Source organism: Pseudomonas sp. AN-1, from assembly GCF_034057115.1.
In the GTDB taxonomy this organism is placed as follows: Bacteria; Pseudomonadota; Gammaproteobacteria; order Pseudomonadales; family Pseudomonadaceae; genus Geopseudomonas.
Window position 1 is genome coordinate 3670943 of sequence record NZ_CP139195.1, and the last position, 16624, is coordinate 3687566.

22 protein-coding genes are annotated in these 16624 nt (G+C 70.4%); 21 read left to right on the top strand and 1 reads right to left on the bottom strand.

Annotation, left to right across the window (positions count from 1 at the left end; all coding sequences use genetic code 11):
* Positions 1-144 precede the first annotated feature (144 nt).
* From SK095_RS17370 to secB, 3 genes are read left to right on the top strand one after another with little or no spacing between them, the layout of a single operon-like run.
* Positions 145-558, top strand: coding sequence for a rhodanese-like domain-containing protein (locus SK095_RS17370; RefSeq protein ID WP_136491757.1), 414 nt, complete (start codon positions 145-147; stop codon positions 556-558).
* Between the two features lies 1 nt (position 559).
* The gene (gene grxC, locus SK095_RS17375) at positions 560-814 is read left to right on the top strand and encodes a glutaredoxin 3 (protein WP_136491758.1); all 255 of its coding nucleotides are present in this window, start codon (positions 560-562) and stop codon (positions 812-814) included.
* Positions 815-845: 31 nt separating this feature from the next.
* The gene (gene secB, locus SK095_RS17380) at positions 846-1319 is read left to right on the top strand and encodes a protein-export chaperone SecB (RefSeq protein ID WP_136491759.1); all 474 of its coding nucleotides are present in this window, start codon (positions 846-848) and stop codon (positions 1317-1319) included.
* A 172-nt stretch (positions 1320-1491) separates the two neighbouring features.
* Here secB and trmL read toward each other — a convergent pair whose 3' ends face one another.
* A complete protein-coding gene (gene trmL, locus SK095_RS17385; protein WP_320546968.1) occupies positions 1492-1953 on the bottom strand; it encodes a tRNA (uridine(34)/cytosine(34)/5-carboxymethylaminomethyluridine(34)-2'-O)-methyltransferase TrmL in 462 nt (153 codons plus the stop codon).
* Positions 1954-2058: 105 nt separating this feature from the next.
* On the opposite strand from trmL, the gene SK095_RS17390 reads away from it, so the two are divergent.
* The 18 genes from SK095_RS17390 to SK095_RS17475 all read left to right on the top strand — a co-directional run bounded on the left by SK095_RS17390 (position 2059) and on the right by SK095_RS17475 (position 16623).
* The gene (locus SK095_RS17390; protein ID WP_320546969.1) at positions 2059-2979 is read left to right on the top strand and encodes an MSHA biogenesis protein MshI; all 921 of its coding nucleotides are present in this window, start codon (positions 2059-2061) and stop codon (positions 2977-2979) included.
* Complete coding sequence (locus tag SK095_RS17395) at positions 2976-3602, top strand: MSHA biogenesis protein MshI (protein ID WP_236574637.1); 627 nt, start codon at positions 2976-2978, stop codon at positions 3600-3602. Before SK095_RS17390 ends, SK095_RS17395 begins: the two co-directional genes overlap by 4 nt.
* Positions 3599-4300, top strand: coding sequence for an MSHA biogenesis protein MshJ (locus SK095_RS17400; protein WP_320546970.1), 702 nt, complete (start codon positions 3599-3601; stop codon positions 4298-4300). Before SK095_RS17395 ends, SK095_RS17400 begins: the two co-directional genes overlap by 4 nt.
* A complete protein-coding gene (locus SK095_RS17405) occupies positions 4293-4622 on the top strand; it encodes a Type II secretory pathway component (RefSeq protein ID WP_320546971.1) in 330 nt (109 codons plus the stop codon). The genes SK095_RS17400 and SK095_RS17405 overlap by 8 nt, the downstream gene beginning before the upstream one ends.
* The gene (locus SK095_RS17410; RefSeq protein ID WP_320546972.1) at positions 4622-6232 is read left to right on the top strand and encodes a secretin N-terminal domain-containing protein; all 1611 of its coding nucleotides are present in this window, start codon (positions 4622-4624) and stop codon (positions 6230-6232) included. Before SK095_RS17405 ends, SK095_RS17410 begins: the two co-directional genes overlap by 1 nt.
* A 4-nt stretch (positions 6233-6236) precedes the next feature.
* The gene (locus SK095_RS17415; protein WP_136491830.1) at positions 6237-7175 is read left to right on the top strand and encodes an ExeA family protein; all 939 of its coding nucleotides are present in this window, start codon (positions 6237-6239) and stop codon (positions 7173-7175) included.
* The gene (locus SK095_RS17420; RefSeq protein WP_320546973.1) at positions 7172-8665 is read left to right on the top strand and encodes a tetratricopeptide repeat protein; all 1494 of its coding nucleotides are present in this window, start codon (positions 7172-7174) and stop codon (positions 8663-8665) included. The genes SK095_RS17415 and SK095_RS17420 overlap by 4 nt, the downstream gene beginning before the upstream one ends.
* Entirely contained in the window at positions 8665-10386 is a 1722-nt protein-coding gene (locus SK095_RS17425) for a GspE/PulE family protein (protein ID WP_320546974.1), read from the top strand. The genes SK095_RS17420 and SK095_RS17425 overlap by 1 nt, the downstream gene beginning before the upstream one ends.
* The gene (locus SK095_RS17430) at positions 10386-11630 is read left to right on the top strand and encodes a type II secretion system F family protein (protein WP_320546975.1); all 1245 of its coding nucleotides are present in this window, start codon (positions 10386-10388) and stop codon (positions 11628-11630) included. The genes SK095_RS17425 and SK095_RS17430 overlap by 1 nt, the downstream gene beginning before the upstream one ends.
* A complete protein-coding gene (locus SK095_RS17435; RefSeq protein ID WP_320546976.1) occupies positions 11627-12172 on the top strand; it encodes a hypothetical protein in 546 nt (181 codons plus the stop codon). The genes SK095_RS17430 and SK095_RS17435 overlap by 4 nt, the downstream gene beginning before the upstream one ends.
* Entirely contained in the window at positions 12169-12678 is a 510-nt protein-coding gene (locus tag SK095_RS17440) for a prepilin-type N-terminal cleavage/methylation domain-containing protein (protein WP_320546977.1), read from the top strand. The genes SK095_RS17435 and SK095_RS17440 overlap by 4 nt, the downstream gene beginning before the upstream one ends.
* A gap of 35 nt (positions 12679-12713) precedes the next feature.
* Positions 12714-13175: a type II secretion system protein gene (locus SK095_RS17445; protein WP_320546978.1), complete on the top strand. Its 462-nt coding sequence runs from the start codon at positions 12714-12716 to the stop codon at positions 13173-13175.
* Positions 13176-13254: 79 nt separating this feature from the next.
* The gene (locus tag SK095_RS17450) at positions 13255-13719 is read left to right on the top strand and encodes a type II secretion system protein (RefSeq protein ID WP_320546979.1); all 465 of its coding nucleotides are present in this window, start codon (positions 13255-13257) and stop codon (positions 13717-13719) included.
* A gap of 129 nt (positions 13720-13848) precedes the next feature.
* Positions 13849-14298 (top strand): type II secretion system protein, encoded by a 450-nt coding sequence (locus SK095_RS17455; RefSeq protein ID WP_320546980.1) that lies wholly within the window; start codon positions 13849-13851, stop codon positions 14296-14298.
* 7 nt (positions 14299-14305) lie between these two features.
* A complete protein-coding gene (locus SK095_RS17460; protein ID WP_320546981.1) occupies positions 14306-14749 on the top strand; it encodes a GspH/FimT family protein in 444 nt (147 codons plus the stop codon).
* Positions 14746-15243, top strand: a complete 498-nt coding sequence (locus tag SK095_RS17465) for a prepilin-type N-terminal cleavage/methylation domain-containing protein (protein ID WP_320546982.1) — start codon at positions 14746-14748, stop codon at positions 15241-15243. The genes SK095_RS17460 and SK095_RS17465 overlap by 4 nt, the downstream gene beginning before the upstream one ends.
* Positions 15244-15356: 113 nt before the next feature.
* The gene (locus tag SK095_RS17470; RefSeq protein WP_320546983.1) at positions 15357-16199 is read left to right on the top strand and encodes a type II secretion system protein; all 843 of its coding nucleotides are present in this window, start codon (positions 15357-15359) and stop codon (positions 16197-16199) included.
* Positions 16189-16623, top strand: coding sequence for a hypothetical protein (locus tag SK095_RS17475; protein WP_320546984.1), 435 nt, complete (start codon positions 16189-16191; stop codon positions 16621-16623). The genes SK095_RS17470 and SK095_RS17475 overlap by 11 nt, the downstream gene beginning before the upstream one ends.
* The last annotated feature ends 1 nt before the right edge of the window (position 16624 follow it).

Here is a 16624-nt window from a genome sequence, read left to right on the forward strand (position 1 = left end):
GTCCGACTCGTGAGCAGGTTCGAAAGGGGCGCCAGTCTACTGGCCGACCCGGCGGACGTCACCGCAGGGGTGACTGCCGGCGGGTTCAGCCGTGTCGACTGGCTGTGTATACTGCGGGCCATTTTACCGTGCCGGATGCTCGCGATGGTTGCCCAGCTGATTGAATTTGCCTCTAACCACTATGTACTCAGCACCCTGTTCGTGGTGCTGCTGGCCCTGCTGATCGCCAGCGAGGCCCGGCGCGGCGGGCGCAGCCTGAGCTGCCGCGAGCTGACCGCCAAGCTCAACGCCGGCGAGGCGCTGGTGCTCGACGTGCGTCCGCACAAGGAGTTCTCCACCGGCCACATCACCGGCGCGCTGAACATCCCCTATGACAAGCTGGACAGCCGCATCGCCGAGCTGGACAAGCACAAGGCCAAGACCCTGATCGTGGTCGACGCCATGGGCCAGCACGCCGGCAGCATCTGCGGCAAGCTGAAGAAGGCCGGCTACGACGTCTCCCGCCTGGGCGGCGGCATCGCCAGCTGGCGCGGCGACAACCTGCCGGTGGTGAAGTGACATGCAGCCGGTGGTCATCTACTCCAGCGACTACTGTCCCTACTGCGTGCGCGCCAAGCAGCTGCTGAGCCACAAGGGCGTCGCCTTCACCGAGATCCGCGTCGACGGCCAGCCGGACGTGCGCGCCGAGATGAGCCGCAAGGCCGGGCGCACCTCGGTGCCGCAGATCTGGATCGGCGCCACCCACGTCGGCGGCTGCGACGACCTCTACGCCCTGGAGCGCGCCGGCAAGCTGGACGCGCTGCTGCGCGGCTAACCCTCCACGCAACGAACAAGGAAAGCAAAGCATGACCGAACAAGCCAATGGCGCCGCCGCGCAGAACGACCAGCCGCAGTTCTCCCTGCAGCGCATCTACGTCCGCGACCTGTCCTTCGAGGCGCCGAAGACCCCGGAGATCTTCCGCCAGGAGTGGAAGCCGGGCATCACCCTCGACCTCAACACCCGCCAGAAGGACCTGGGCGGCGACTTCCACGAGGTCGTGCTGACCGTCTCGGTCACCGTGAAGAACGGCGACGACACCGCCTTCATCGCCGAAGTGCAGCAGGCCGGCATCTTCCTGATCAAGGGCCTCGATGCCGCCGCGATGAGCCACACCCTCGGGGCCTTCTGCCCGAGCCTGCTGTTCCCCTACGCCCGCGAGGCGCTGGACAGCCTGGTGGTGCGCGGCTCGTTCCCGGCGCTGATGCTCTCGCCGGTCAACTTCGACGCCCTCTACGCCCAGGAACTGGCGCGCATGCAGGCGGCCGAAGCCACGGCCTGAAGCCGGCGCCGCCGACAGGAAACCCCGCCGTGCGCGGGGTTTTTTGTCGGTTCCGCTACCAAGGGATGGTTCAAAAGCGTGACGCGGTTGGCTATTTTGATGCGCGTCACTACGCATTATCGTCGGGCTGTCATGATGCCGTCGCAAGGTCGGCGCGTGGCGGGATCGAGCCTCAGGCGGTGGCGAAACCGTGCTGGCGCCAGGCCTCGTAGACGGTCACCGCCACCGCGTTGGACAGGTTCAGGCTGCGGCAGCCGGGGCGCATCGGCAGGCGCAGCAGTTGTTCGGGCGGCAGGCTGGCCAGCACCTCGGCCGGCAGGCCGCGGCTCTCCGGGCCGAACAGCAGCACGTCGCCGGCCTGGTAGTCCATCTCCGCGTAACTGTTATTGGCTTTGGTGGTGAGTGCCAGTATCCTGCCCCCGACCAGGGTCGCGAGGCAGCTCTCCAGCGAGCCATGACGAGTTACCGTCGCGTACTCGTGGTAGTCGAGGCCGGCACGGCGCAGGCGCTTGTCGTCGAGCTCGAAGCCGAGCGGTTCGATCAGGTGCAGCTGGCAGCCGGTATTGGCGCAGAGTCGGATGATGTTGCCGGTATTGGGCGGGATTTCCGGCTGGAACAACACAACATGAAACATCGGGCGGGCCTGTGCGAATCGGGACGTCGCGCATTCTAGCGGTTTGCGGCCTGCCAGCGGGCCGCCTGCCGAACTGTCCCGGACCTGCGGACAAGGAGAAAGCCTTTGCTGGCCTGGCTGAAGCGAACCCCCAAAGCTGCCGATCAACTGCTCGGGCTGGCCCCCGTGGCGGGCGGCTGCGCGCTGGTCGGCGTGCAGCGCCAGGGCGGTGCCGTGCAGCTGCCGCTCGGCGAGCTGGTCGCCACCGCGCCGGGCGGCGCGGTCGAGCCGCTGCGCGAGCGCGTCGAGGCGCTCGGCCTGCAGGGCCGCCCGGCCAGCCTGCTGCTGGCCGCCGGCGACTACCAGCTGCTGCTGGTCGAGCGCCCCGAGGTGCCTCCCGCCGAACTGCGCGCCGCGGTGCGCTGGCGCATCCGCGAGCTGGTCAGTGCGCCGCTGGACAGCCTGGTGGTGGATGCCTTCGCCCTGCCCGACGACGCCTACCGCGGGCGCACGCCGATGGCCTACTGCGCCGTGCTGGCGCAGTCGCGCATGCAGGCGCTGGCCGACTGGGTGACCGGGGCCGGCCTGCGCCTGCACAGCATCGACATCCCGGAAATGGCCCTGCGCAACCTCGGCCTGCTGGCCGGTGCCGACGCGCAGAACCTCGCCGTGGTGCTGCTCGGCCCGCGCGCCGGGCTGATCTGCGTGCAGCACGGCGCCGCCCTGTACATGGCGCGGCGCATCGAGCACGGCCTCGACAACCGCGGCGAAGGCGGCGCGCAGCTGGCTCTGGAGATCCAGCGCTCGCTGGACTACTTCGAGAGCCAGCTGGGCAAGGGCTACCTCAGCCGCCTGCTGTTGCTGCCGGCGGTCGAGGCCGACGAGGCGACGCTCGCCGAACTGGGCCGCCAGCTGTCGGTGCGGGTCGAGCAGCTCGCCCTGGAGCAGCTGTTTCCCGGCTCGCCGCTGCTCGGCCTGCCCGCCGCGCAGCGCGCGGCCTTCCTGCCGGCGATCGGTGCCGCATTGCGCCAGGAGCGGGGCGGATGACCGATACCGGGGCCATGCAGAACATCAACCTCTACCAGCCGGCGCAGGCGGCCGTCGACGGCCGCCCCGCGCCGCGCCTGCTGGCGCTCGCCGGCCTGGCCCTGCTGCTGGCGATCGCCCTCGATGGCGGCTGGCACTACTGGCGCCTGCAGCAGCTGCAGGCCGAGGTGGACGCCGGCCGCCAGGCCGCCGAGCAGGCCGAGGCGGCGCTGGCCGCCCGTCGCGCCAGCTTCCGCGAGCCCCAGGCCGACCCGCGCCTGCCGCCGCAGCTGGCCGCGCTGGAGGCGGAGAACCGTCAACTGCAGCGCCTCGGCGAACACCTGCAGGGCTTGCTCGCCGAGCGCAGCAGCGGTTTCAGCGGCCCCCTCGATGCCCTCGCCGAGCGCCATCTGGCCGGCGTCTGGCTGGATACCATCCGTCTCGAACAGGGCGGCCGCGACCTGTTGCTGGAAGGCGCCAGCCAGCAGGCCGAACTGCTGCCGGGCTACCTCGCCAGCCTCGGCCGCAGCCCGGCCTTCGCCGGCAGGCAGTTCGCCCGTTTCGATCTCGACCGCGACGATGCCGGCGTGCTGCGCTTCCGCCTCGCCTCGCAGGCGGCCGCCAGCGAGGAGACCGCCCGATGAGCGACCTGGCACAACGCTGGCAGGGCCTGAGCGCCCGCGAACAGTGGATGGCCGCCGGCGTCGCCCTGCTGCTGCCGGCCATGGCCTGGCTGCTGCTCGGCCACGACCCGCTGGCCCAGCGCCTCGCGCGCCTGCAGACCGAGCGCCAGGGCGCCGAGACCCGCCTGCTCGAGGCACGCAGCGCCGATGCCGAACTGCAGGCGCGCGCCGCCGTCGACCCGGACCGGGCGCTGCGCCAGGCGCTGCTCGCGGCCCAGGCGCTGCGCGAGCGCCAGCTCGCCGGTCTGGAGGAGGAGACGGCCGCGCTGATCGACCCGCAGCGCATGCGGCAGGTGTTGCAGGAACTGCTGCAGAGCCGTCCGCAACTGCGTCTGCTGGCTCTGGAGAGTTTCTCCGCGCCGCTCGAGCTGCCCGCCGCCCTGCCGGAGGGCGAGCACCAGCCGGCCGCCGCCGAGCGGGAGCAGCCGGACGCCGTGCCGGTGCTCTACCGCCACGGCATGCGCCTGACCCTGGAGGGCAGCTACTTCGAGCTGCGCGACTACCTGCGCGGCATCGAGCAGCAGAGCCGCCAGCCCGGCGGCCGCCGCCTGTTCTGGGAGCGCCTCGACTACCAGGTCGGCGAGGCCGGCCCCGGCAAGGCGCGCATCGTCATCGAGCTGTACACCCTCAGCCGTCATGCGGGGTGGGTCGGTGTCTAGGATCCTGCTGCTGATCGCCTGCCTGCTGGCGCTGCCGGTGCGCGCCGCCCTCGACCCGACCCTGCCGCCGGCGGCTGCCAGCGCGCCGGCAGCCGCCGGCGAGGCGGCGCCGGTGCCGCTGCTGCAGGCCATCCTGCGCGGCCCGGCCGGCGCGCGCGCGGTGATCGGCGGGCGCAGCCTCGAGGTCGGCGAACGCCACGGCGACTGGCGCGTGCTGGCCATCCGCGCACGCAGCGTGCTGATCGAACGCCAGGGGCAGCGCAGCGAGCTGCACCTGAGCCAACCCATTGTGACTCCAGCCACCCGGAGCCCGAGCCGTTGATGCCCTCGATGCCTTTCCGTCCGTCCCGCCTGGCGCTGCTCGCCGGTTGTTGCCTGCTGGCCGCCTGCCAGACCTTCACCGACGGCGACCGCCAGTTGCGCGAGCAGAGCGACCGCCTGTTCGACGAAGCCCTGGCGCAGAGCCGCCAGGACGCGACGCCGCCGCCGGCGGTGCAGGCCGCGCTGCTGCCGCCGCTGCTGCCGGAGGCGGCCGCAGCGGCCGGCGGGCCGCGCTTCGACGTGGCGGTGCGCGACATGGACGCCCGCGAGTTCTTCCTCAGCCTGATGGACGGCGCCGGGCAGAACCTGGTGGTGCATCCGGACGTCACCGGCAGCATCACCTTCAGCCTGCGCAACGTCACCCTCGACGAGGTGCTCGCCGCGGTGCGCGACAGCTACGGCTACGACTTCCAGCGCACCAGCTACGGCTACCGGATCCTGCCCAACCAGCTGCTGACCCGCACCTACGACCTCAACTACCTGAACCTGCAGCGCCGCGGCGAAACCGATACCCGGGTCAGTTCCGGCACGGTCACCACCTCGGAGAGCGCCAGCAGCGACAGCGACAGCGGCGGCACCACCACCAGCAACCAGGCCAGCACGGTCAACGCCAGCCAGGTGGTCACCACCAGCCAGGTCGACTTCTGGCGCGAGGTGGGCGACGTGGTCGGCGCGCTGATCGGCGACGAGCCGGGCAACAAGGTGGTGGTCAACCCGCAGGCCAGCCTGCTGGTGGTGCGCGCCTCCAGCAGCGACCAGCAGAACGTCGAGGCCTTCCTCGAGCAGGCCGAGCGCAACCTGCAGCGCCAGGTGATCCTCGAGGCGAAGATCCTCGAGGTGCGCCTGAGCGACCAGTTCCAGGCCGGCATCAACTGGACCCAGCTGGGCAAGGAGGGCAACAGCACCTTCGGGCTCGACCTCGATGGCGCCCAGCTGAGCGGGGCGCAGGGCATCGGCGGGGTGTTCAGCGCGGCGCTCGGCGTCGGCGACTTCAGCGGCCTGCTGCAGCTGCTGGAAACCCAGGGCCAGGTGCGCGTGCTGTCCAGCCCGCGCATCTCCACGCTGAACAACCAGAAGGCGGTGATCAAGGTCGGTACCGACGAGTACTTCGTCACCGACGTCTCCTCGTCCAACACCACCACCGTGGCCGGGGTTTCCGAGCCGACCCAGGACGTCACCCTGACGCCGTTCTTCTCCGGCATCTCGCTGGACGTGACCCCGCAGATCAACCAGCGCGAGGAGGTCACCCTGCACGTGCGGCCGACGGTGAGCCGCGTGCAGGACCAGAACAAGGTCATCACCCTGGGCCAGGACAAGGAACTCAACCTGCCGCTGGCGCTGTCCACCACCCGCCAGTCCGATTCCATCGTCCGCGCGCGCAACGGCCAGATGGTGGTGATCGGCGGCCTGCTCGAGGACATCAACGAGAACACCGACGCCAACGTGCCCTGGCTGTCCAGGCTGCCGTTCCTCGGCTGGTTCTTCCAGCAGCAGCGCAAGGACCTGGTGCGCAGCGAGCTGGTGATCCTCCTGCGTCCGCAGGTGATCGGCGCCGACACCTGGCTGGACGAACTGCAGAAGAGCGCGACCAGCTTCCGCGCGCTGAGGTAGGCGGATGTACCTGAGCTTCTTCGGCCTGCGCGAGAAACCCTTCGCCCTCACCCCCAACACCGCCTTCCTGGTGCGGCTGGCCCCCTACCAGGCCTGCCTCAACCTGCTGCGCGTGGCGCTGGGCGAGGGCGAGGGCTTCATCAAGGTCAGTGGCGAGGTCGGCACCGGCAAGACCCTGCTGTGCCGCGCGCTGCTCAACCTCCTCGGCGAGGAGCGCGGGCGCTGGCAGGTGGCCTGGATCCCCAACCCGGCCCTCGGCCCGCGCGAGCTGCGCCAGGCGCTGGCCCAGGAGCTGCACATCGCCGATGCCGAGCTGCTCGACGAGCACGGCCTGCTCGCCGCCCTCAACCGCCGGCTGATCGAGCTGGCCGGGCAGGGCCGGCGCACCGTGCTGCTGATCGACGAGGCCCAGGCCCTGCCGCCGCGCAGCCTGGAGGCGCTGCGCCTGCTCACCAACCTGGAAACCGAACACTGCAAGCTGCTGCAGGTGGTGCTGTTCGGCCAGCCCGAGCTGGACGCGCTGCTCGAGCGTGCCGAGTTCCGCCAGCTGCGCCAGCGCATCACCTTCTCCTACCGCCTGCGCCCGCTGGACCTGGCCGACACCCGCCGCTACGTCGAGGAGCGCCTGGTGCATGCCGGCTACCGTGGCGATCCGCTGTTCGATGCTGGCGCCCTGCGCCGGCTGGTCGCCGGCAGCGGCGGCATTCCGCGGCTGGTCAACATCCTCGCCCACAAGGCGCTGATGGCCGCCTTCGGCAGCGGCAGCCGCCGGGTGCGCGCCGGCCACGTGCAGCGCGCGCTGGAGGACACCGAGGGCGCCCGGCCGTTCCTGCAGCGTGCCGCCCTGCGCCTGGGCTGGGGCCTGGCCGGCGCCGGCGTGCTGCTGCTCCTGTTCGGCCTGTGGCCGTGGCTGCGCCCCTGGCTGCCGGGAGGCATGCCATGAGTCTGGTCAACGACATGCTGCGCGACCTCGAGGCGCGCCACGCGCCGCCGCTCGAGCGGGCGCCGCTGGAGGGCCTGCTGCCGGCCGACGAGGGCGCCGCGGCCCGCCGCGCCGGGCGCCGCCGCCTGCTGCTGGCGCTGCCGTTGCTCGGCGGTGCCGCGCTTGCCGCGCTGCTGCTGGCGCGACCCTGGGCGACGGATGCCGCCGCCGCGCCGGTCGTGGCGCCGCCGCCTGCCGGCGCCGTGGCGCAGCCTGCTCCCGCTGCGGCCGCGCCCGTGCCCGCGCCGCTGCCGGTTGCGCCCGAGCCAGCGACCGCGGCGGCCGGCGAGCCGCCGGTGCGCCTGCTGGCCACCCTGCCGCAGCACGGGCGCGAGCGCTTCGTCCTGCAGCTGCTGCTCGACCGCGCCCCCGAGTACCGGCGCAACGAGCAGAGCGGCGCGGTCAGCCTGCGCCTGCCCCGCCTGCAGCTGGACGACCAGGGGCCGCGCGCCGGCGGTTTCGCCGGCGACGGCCGCAGCCTGAGCTGGAGCCTGCAGCCCGTGGGCGATGGCGCCGAACTGCTGCTGGTCGGCCTGGGCAGCGAACTGCAGGTGTTCGACCGCCTGGAGCCGGCCGGCGAGCGCTGGCAGCTGTGGGTCGAGGTGCCGCTCGTCGCCGACCCCTTCGATCCCGAGCAACTGCCGGCGGCCGGCGATCCGGTGGCCGGTGATCCGGCGCCCGGCGAGGAACCGCCTGCCGACGACTATCCCGCGCTGCCTGCCGTCCCCGCCCGCCCCGCGCAAGCGGCGCCCGCGGCCCGGCCGGCTTCGCCGCCTGCCGCAGCGGCGGCGCCGCGGCAGAGCGCGCCGGTGGTGGTGGCCGCGTCCCCGGCGCAGACCGGCGTCGCGCAGACCCGCGCCGCGCAGGCCAGCGTCGCCAGCCATCGCCCGGACTCGCTGAGCGAGGCGCGCCAGGCCCTGCTGGCCGGCGAGCGAGCGCGCGCCATCGCCCTGCTGGAGGCGCTGCTGCGCAGGGAGCCGGACAACCGCGAGGCGCTGCGCTGGCTGGCCCGGGCCTGGCTGGCCGACGGGCAGGCGGAGCGCCTGGCCGCCGAGCTGCCGGCGCAGCTGGCGCGTTTTCCGGCCGACGGCGAGCTGCGCGTGCTGCTCGCCCGCGCCCAGCTGCAGGCCGGCGACAGCGCCGCGGCAGCGGCCACCCTGGCCGGACGGCTGCCGCCGCTGGCCGAGGACCCGGCCTACCACGCGCTGCTCGCCGCCACCTACCAGCAGACCGGCCAGTGGCGCGAAAGCGCGCGGCTGTACCGCAACCTGGTGCTGCTGCGCCCGGCGCAGGCGAGCTGGCAGCTGGGCCTGGGCATCGCCCTCGAACAGCTCGGCGAGCGCGCCGAGGCTGCCCGACACTACCGCCAGGCGCTGCAGGGGCAGGGCCTGGATGACGCCAGTCGACGCTACGCCCGCGAGCGGGTGCAGGTCCTGGGAGGAGATTCCTGATGGATGGTGGCGACAAGCGCCGGCGCAAGGTCCGCCTCGGCGACCTGCTGGTGCAGAACGGTCTGATCAGCGAGGGCCAGCTGCAGCTGGCGCTGGACGAGCAGAAGCGCAGCGGCGCCAAGCTTGGCCGCGCGGTGGTCGACATGGGCTTCATCAGCGAGCAGAAGCTGCTCGAGGCGCTGTCGCGCCAGCTCGACATTCCCTGGGTCGACCTGCGCCAGTTCCGCTTCAACGAGGCGCTGATCCAGCGCCTGCCCGAAGCCCTGGCGCGGCGCTTCCGCGCCATCCTGCTGGTGCAGGAGGGCGACTCCCTGCTGGTCGGCATGAGCGACCCGCTCGACCTGTTCGCCCTCGACGAACTGACCCGCCTGCTCGGCCAGCCGGTCAGGCCGGCGGTGGTGCGCGAGGGCGACCTGGTCGACTGCCTCGACCGCTTCTACCGCCGCAGCGGCGAGATCGCCGAACTGGCCGGCCAGCTCGACGAGCGCCTGGAGGAGAGCGACTTCGACTTCAGCGGCCTGAGCCTGGACAACAGCGACGCGCCGGTGGTGCGCCTGCTGCAGATGCTGTTCGAGGATGCCGTGCAGATGAAGGCCTCGGACATCCACATCGAGCCGGACGAGCAGGTGCTGCGCATCCGCCAGCGCATCGACGGCGTGCTCAACGAACAACTGATCAAGGAAACCCGCATCGCCTCGGCGCTGGTCATGCGCCTGAAGATCATGGCCGGCCTGGACATCTCCGAGAAGCGCCTGCCGCAGGACGGCCGCTTCAACATCCGGGTGAGGAACCACAGCCTCGACGTGCGCGTCTCGACCATGCCGGTGCAGTTCGGCGAATCGGTGGTGCTGCGCCTGCTCGACCAGAGCGCCGGGGTGTTCCGCCTCGAGGGCACCGGCATGCCGGCCGAGATGCTGGCGCGCCTGCGCCTGCTGCTGCAGCGCCCGCACGGCCTGGTGCTGGTCACCGGCCCCACCGGCTCGGGCAAGACCACCACCCTGTACGCCGGGCTGTCCGAGCTGAACAGCCCGGAGAAGAAGATCATCACCGTCGAGGACCCGGTGGAATACCGCCTGCCGCGGGTCAACCAGGTGCAGGTCAACCCGAAGATCGAGCTGACCTTCGCCCGCGTGCTGCGCGCCGCCCTGCGCCAGGACCCGGACATCGTGCTGGTCGGCGAGATCCGCGACCAGGAAACCGCCGAGATCGCCCTGCGCGCCGCGCTCACCGGCCACCTGGTGCTGTCCACCCTGCACACCAACGACGCCCTGACCTCGCCGTTGCGCCTGATCGACATGGGCGCCGAGCCGTTCCTGGTGGCCAACGCCCTCAACGCCGTGGTCGCCCAGCGCCTGGTGCGCCGCGTCTGCGAGCACTGCCGCGTCGAGGAGGCGCCGGGCGAGCGCGAGCTGCGCTGGCTGGAGGCCATCCACGGCGCCCCGCTGGCCGGGCGGCGCTTCGTGCGCGGCAACGGCTGCCACCAGTGCCACAACACCGGCTATCTGGGGCGCATCGGCGTCTACGAGCTGCTCGAGGTCGACGGCGCCATGGCCGCCGCCCTGCGCCGCCACGACCCGCAGGGCTTCATCGACGCCGCCCGCACCCAGCCGCACTACCGGCCGCTGGCCGCGAGCGCGCTGGACTACGCGCTGGCCGGGTTGACCAGCGTCGAGGAAGTGCTGCGGGTCAGCGCCAGCCTCAGTGACGGGCTGGTGGTCTGATGGCCAGCTTCCGCTTCAGCGGGCGCGACGCCCAGGGCCGCAAGATCGGCGGCATCCGCCAGGCGGCCAGTGCCGAGGCGCTGGCCGGCGAGCTGCTGGCCGAGCGCATCACCCCACTGAACATCGAGGCCGAAGCGCAGGCGTCCGCCGGCGGCGAGCAAGATGCCCTGCGCGCGCTGAGCCGGCTGCTCGGCCGCGAACGGGTCGAGCTGGAGGAGCTGATCATCTTCTGCCGGCAGATGTACAGCCTGAGCAAGGCCGGCGTGCCGATCATCCGCGCCATCGGCGGGCTCGCCGAATCGACCCGCAACCCCTACTTCCGCGAGATCCTGCAGGCCCTGCGTGGCGACCTGGAGGGGGGCAACGCCATGGCGGTGGCGCTGGGCAGCCACCCGAAGGTGTTCAACCCGCTGTTCGTCAGCATGATCAGCGTCGGCGAGAACACCGGCCAGCTCGACCAGGCCTTCCGCCAGCTGGCCGGCTACCTGGAGATGGAGCGCGAGACGCGCAAGCGCATCAAGCAGGCCACCCGCTATCCGCTGTTCGTGATGGTCGCCATGGGCGTGGCGCTGGCGGTGATCAACCTGCTGGTGATCCCGGCCTTCTCCAAGGTGTTCGCCCAGTTCCACGCCGAGCTGCCCTGGCCGACCCGCGTGCTGATCGGCTTCTCCGAATTCATGCAGCACTGGTGGTGGCTGCTGGCCATCGCCCTGGTCGGCGCGCTGCTCGGCTTCCGCCGCTGGACCGCCACCGAGGCCGGCGCGCTGGTCTGGGACCGCTACAAGCTGCGCCTGCCCATCGTTGGCGCCATCTTCGAGCGCATCGCCCTGGCGCGCTTCACCCGCACCTTCGCGATGATGTACCGCGCCGGCCTGCCGCTGCTGCAGACCCTGGCGATCAACAGCAACACCGTGGGCAACCGCCACATCGGCCGGGCGATCACCGCCATGCGCGGCGGGGTCGAGCGCGGCGAGGCGCTGACCCGCGGCGCCGCCGCCAGCGGCCTGTTCACCCCGCTGGTGCTGCAGATGATGGCGGTCGGCGAGGAAACCGGCGCGCTGGACGACCTGTTCGTCGAGGTCGCCGACTTCTACGAGCAGGAGGTGGACTACGACCTCAAGCGCCTGGCCGACGCCATCGAACCGATCCTCATCGTCGCCATGGGCGTGATGGTGCTGATCCTCGCGCTGGGGGTGTTCCTGCCGATGTGGGAGCTGTCGGCGGCGGCCAAGGGCGTCCAGTGAGGCCGCTGCCGGCGCGGGATGCGCGGCTGCTGCTGGTGGCGCCGCTGCGCCGAGGCGGTCGATGGCTGCTGTCCTTGATGCTGGGCAGTGTGATCGTTATCTCCTTGTGGCATATTGCAGCCGACAGCGAGCGGGCAGCCACGAACACGACGGTGGCGCGCCTTGCGGCCAGCCTCAATGCACTGGCCGCCGAGAATATGGCGCAGGGCCGCCCGCTGGACGCGGGCCGGACCGCGCCCAATCCGTTCACCCTGCTGCGCTGGCAGCAGGGCAACTACTGTGGCGAGCTGGCCGAGAGCCGGACGCCGCGCCGGGGCTGCTGGTACTTCCTGCCGCAGCAGGCCCGGGTGCTGTACCGCGCCCGCTTCGACGGCTGGCGCAGCGGCGGGAAGGAAGGCGTGCAGGTCTGGCAGTTGGTGCGTCTTCCACTGCAAACCATGGAAACCGCAAAGGCCGAGCGGCCGACCGCCGTGGAGCTGCGGGCGGTGGACTGGACCGACCCCGTGACAACGCCCGCAGGGCAAATGGAGATGGAAAGATGAAACAGCAGAAGGGTTTTACCCTGATCGAACTGGTGGTGGTTATCGTGATCCTCGGCGTGCTCGCCGCGGTGGCGCTGCCGCGCTTCATGAATGCGACCGAGGATGCGCACACCGCGGCGGTCAACGGCACCGGCGGCGCGCTGGCGGCCGGCGTGGCGCTGGTGCGTTCGCAGTGGGAGCTGAACCGGGTGAAGGGGATCGCCAACCCGAACACCAACGTGACTAATTTCGGTGACGGCACCGTGGACGTGAACGCCAACGGCTGGCCGATCAGCGCTGCCAGCGATAGCGCGGCTAACCCGAACCCCGCCCGTTGTGTGGAAGTGTGGAACGCCGTCCTGCAGGGCTCTGCTCCGTCGGTGGCGACCGCTGCTACCAGCGACTACCAGGCAGCGGCTGCTGCCGGTGTCTGCACCTACACCTACCGCCTGGACGGCCGTACCGCAGGTCAGCGCACCATCGTCTATGACGCCACCACCGGCGTCGTGACCAGCAACGCCGACTGATTCCACCGGAAAGGCTTTCCGCAAGGACTGTAATCATGAAAAAGCAGCAAAGCGGTTTCACCCTGATCGAACTGATCATGGTCATCGTGGTACTGGGCATCCTGGCGGCCTTCGCGCTGCCGCGCTTCGCCAACCTGGGGCAGGATGCGCGCAAGGCCACCATCGAAGGCGTCGCAGCCTCGATGAAGTCGGCTTCGGCGATCGTGCATGCGGCGTATCTGGCGAAGAATAATTCGACGCTCACCAGTATTACCGTCGAGGGGGAGGCCATTCCCTTGACCAATACCTACCCAGGGGTCGGCGCCAGCACTCCTTCGGCAGTGAAGGGCATCATCGAGGCAGCCGGTATTTCGGCTTCTGAGTTCACCGTTACATATGCCGCTACGACCGTGACTGTTGCAGCCAAGGGTGCTTCCGGTACCTGCAATGTCGTTTATACGGCGGCAACCAGCGCCGATAACCCCCCGGGTGTCGCAGTCGATACAAGCGGTTGCTGATGGTCATGGAAGCTCATGCCGGTAGGTGATCGCCTGCCGGCGTGAGTTTCTTTTTGGATTGTTTCAAGGAGTATTCGTGATGAAAAAACAGCAAAGTGGTTTCACCCTGATCGAACTGATCATGGTCATCGTGGTACTGGGTATCCTGGCGGCCTTCGCCCTGCCGCGCTTCGCCAATCTTGGTCAGGATGCGCGCGTTGCCACTCTGGATGGCGCACTGGGAACGGTACGCTCCGCTGCAGCCATCGCTCACTCGGTACATCTCGCCAAGGGTACTGCCGTCGGCGCCGATGTGACCTTGGAAGGGCAGGCAGTGAAGATGGCCAACGGGTATCCGACTGCGGCGGCCGATGGCATCGCAGTGGCTGCGCAGCTGAGCGCCGATTTCGAGGCGATTGTGGTCACCCCGGCGACCACTCCGCCTTCGATCCGTATTCAGATGAAGAATGCGCCGACGCCGGCAAGTTGCTCCTTCATCTACAACGAGGCTGGTTCGACCACTGCGGCGCCGACCTATACGGCTCGTACTGTCAGCGGTTGCTGACTCTGGGCGTGCGCACTCCGGTGTGCGCTCTCAGAGGCTTGATGCGAGGGGGCGCCCTCTTGGCTGACGGGCGCTCCTTGTGCTTTCCAGCCCGGCGTTGGCCGGGAGTTACGGACAAGGACCGTTTTCATGCAAGCTCAACAACGTGGTTTCACCCTGATCGAACTGATCATGGTCATCGTGGTACTGGGTATCCTGGCGGCCTTCGCCCTGCCGCGCTTCGCCAATCTTGGTCAGGATGCGCGCATCGCTTCTGTTCAGGGGGCTGCGGCGGCGCTCCGCTCGGCAGCAGCCATCGGGCACTCGGCCTGGCTGGTGCGCAGGAACTCCATCCTGACCCTCGAGGGTAATTCGGTGGGTATCAACAACGGTTATCCGCAGGCGGCGGCCCCCGGGATTCTCGTGGCCGCCAGTATCGACAGCAGCAATTTCCAGATCGACGGAGGGGGCCCCAGTGACTCGTCGGTCAAGATCCTGCCGCGGGGAGTCGCTACCACGGCTTCCTGTTTCGTCAGCTACAGCAATGCCGCCGATGTCAATACGCCGCCTTCCATCACCGTCAACACGGGCGGCTGCTGAGTTCCCCATGCACTCCCGCGGCTTCACCCTGGTCGAGCTGATCCTGATGATAGTGATCATCGGCATCCTCGCCGCCGTGGTGGGGCCGCGTTTCTTCCAGCGCTCGACCTTCGACGAGCGCCTCTACGCCGAGGAGGTCCGCGCCGGTCTGCGCCATGCGCAGAAGCTGGCGCTGGCCGGCGGCTGCCGCATCCGCTTCAGCCTGGATGCCACCGGCTACCGTGTGCTGCGCGATACCGACTGCGAGGGTAGCGGCACCACCTTCGTGCCCGTGCTCGACCCCGCGAGCGGCCAGACGCCCTATGCGGGCACGCCCCCGGCCGGCACGACGCTGTCCGCGCCGCTCACCATCGACTTCGATGCTCTCGGCCGACCCAGTGCGGCGGCCAGCGTCACCCTCGGCGCCGGCCATGCCGTGCGCGTCGAGGCGGAAACCGGGTTCGTGCCGTGAAGCGCCAGTGCGGCATGACCCTGGTGGAGCTGGTGATCGCCATCGTCATCGTCGGCATCGCCGCGGCGGCCTTGTACAGCGCCATGGCCAGCATCGGTGGACGCTCCGCCGACCCCATGCTGCGCCAGCAGAGCCTGGCCGTCGCCGAGGCCTATCTGGAGGAGATCCTCGCCCGGGACTTCCTCGATCCGGCCAGCCACGCGCAGTGCCCGGCGCCCCCGGGGGCACGTGCCGACTTCGACAACGTCTGCGACTACGCCGGTCTCGACGATGCGGGCGCCCACGGTGCCGATGGCGTCCCGATTGCCGGCCTGCAGGGCTACCGGGTCCGCGTCGCGGTCGCCCCGCAGGCCTTCAATGGCTTGAGCGCTGCGGCGGCGCTGCAGGTAGTGGTGACGGTCGAGGCCCCGGACGGCCAGCAGTTGACCCTGTCCGGCTGGCGCTCCTGCTACGGCGAGCACGATGGAGCGGGGGCTTACGCATGCGTACCCTGACCCGCAGCGCATTCGATATGCAGCGTAGGGTGGGTAGGCGCGCAGCGTTATCCACCGGGGAGCGGCTGGAAAACGCTGCGCGGTTTGCCACGGGGTGGCCACCCACCCCACGCTTGCCTGCGGCCCGCCAGCGCGGCTTCACCCTGGTGGAGCTGATCCTGGTGATCGTTCTTTCCGCCATCGTCGCGGTGATGGTCAGCACAGTGCTGTCGCGTCCGCTGGAAGGCTTCGTCGCCCAGAGCCGGCGCGCCGAGTTGGTGGACATCGGCGCCACGGCGCTCAACCGCATGCAGCGCGACATCCGCATGGCGGTGCCCGGCTCGCTGCGCCTGAGCCCCGACGGCCAGGCGCTGGAGCTGCTGCTGATCCACAGTGCCGGCCGCTACCTGGCCAACCGTGCCGACGGCGTCAGCCTGAGCTTCGCCACCTCGCCTTCGGCGGATTGCCGGGGGCCGCTGGTGGCCGGCGTGCCGGCCTGCAACGTGCTGCAGGTGCTCGCCCCGGATTTTCAGCCGCCGGCCTCCGGCTGGCTGGTGGTCGCCAGCACGCCGTTCAGCTGGACGCCGAGCAACCCCGGCAATATCACCCCCACCGGGACCGTTTTCACCCGCCTGGCGGACTCGGTCGACTTTCCCGGCATCAGCCTGATCCGCGTCGCGCCGCCCGGCGGTTCCTTCGCCTTCGCCGCCGTCTCGACGCAGCGCCGCATCTATTTCGCCGACCGGGTGGTCGGCTATCGCTGCATGGGTGACGGCCGCTTGCTGCGCTACGAGCACGACCAGTTGCAGGCCACGCTGCCCGCCGCCCTGCCGTCCACCGGCCGCCTGCAGGCCGACCGGGTGACCGGCTGCGACTTCCGCCTCGCCGACGGTCTGGCCAGCCTGCGTCTGGACATCGGCGCGGCGGGCGAGAGCATCCGTCTGGCTCAGCAGGTACAGGTGAGCAATGCGCCCTGAACGTGGATTCGCCCTGGTGGCGGCGCTGTTCGTGATGGTCGTCATTGCCGCGGTGGTGGCGACCATGAGTCGGCTGTCGGTCACCCAGAACACGAGCCTCGACCTTGCCGTGCAGCAGGCCCGTGCCTATCAGGCCGCCCGCGCCGGCCTGGAGTGGGGGTTGCACCAGTTGCTGCTGGAGAGCAACGTGGCGGGCGTCTGCCCGCAGGGCAGCGTGTCGATGGCCGGCAGCGGCCTCGCCGATTTCAGCGTGAACCTCGCCTGCATCAAGCTGCCCTGCACGACGGCCACCTGCGCGCAGAGCTACACGGAGGGCAGCCGTACCTTCAACCTGTACCGGCTGACCGCCACGGCCAGCAACGGCAGCCCGGACAGCCAGGTGGACTACGCCTGGCGGCGGCTGGAAGTGACGGTGGAGAAGTGAT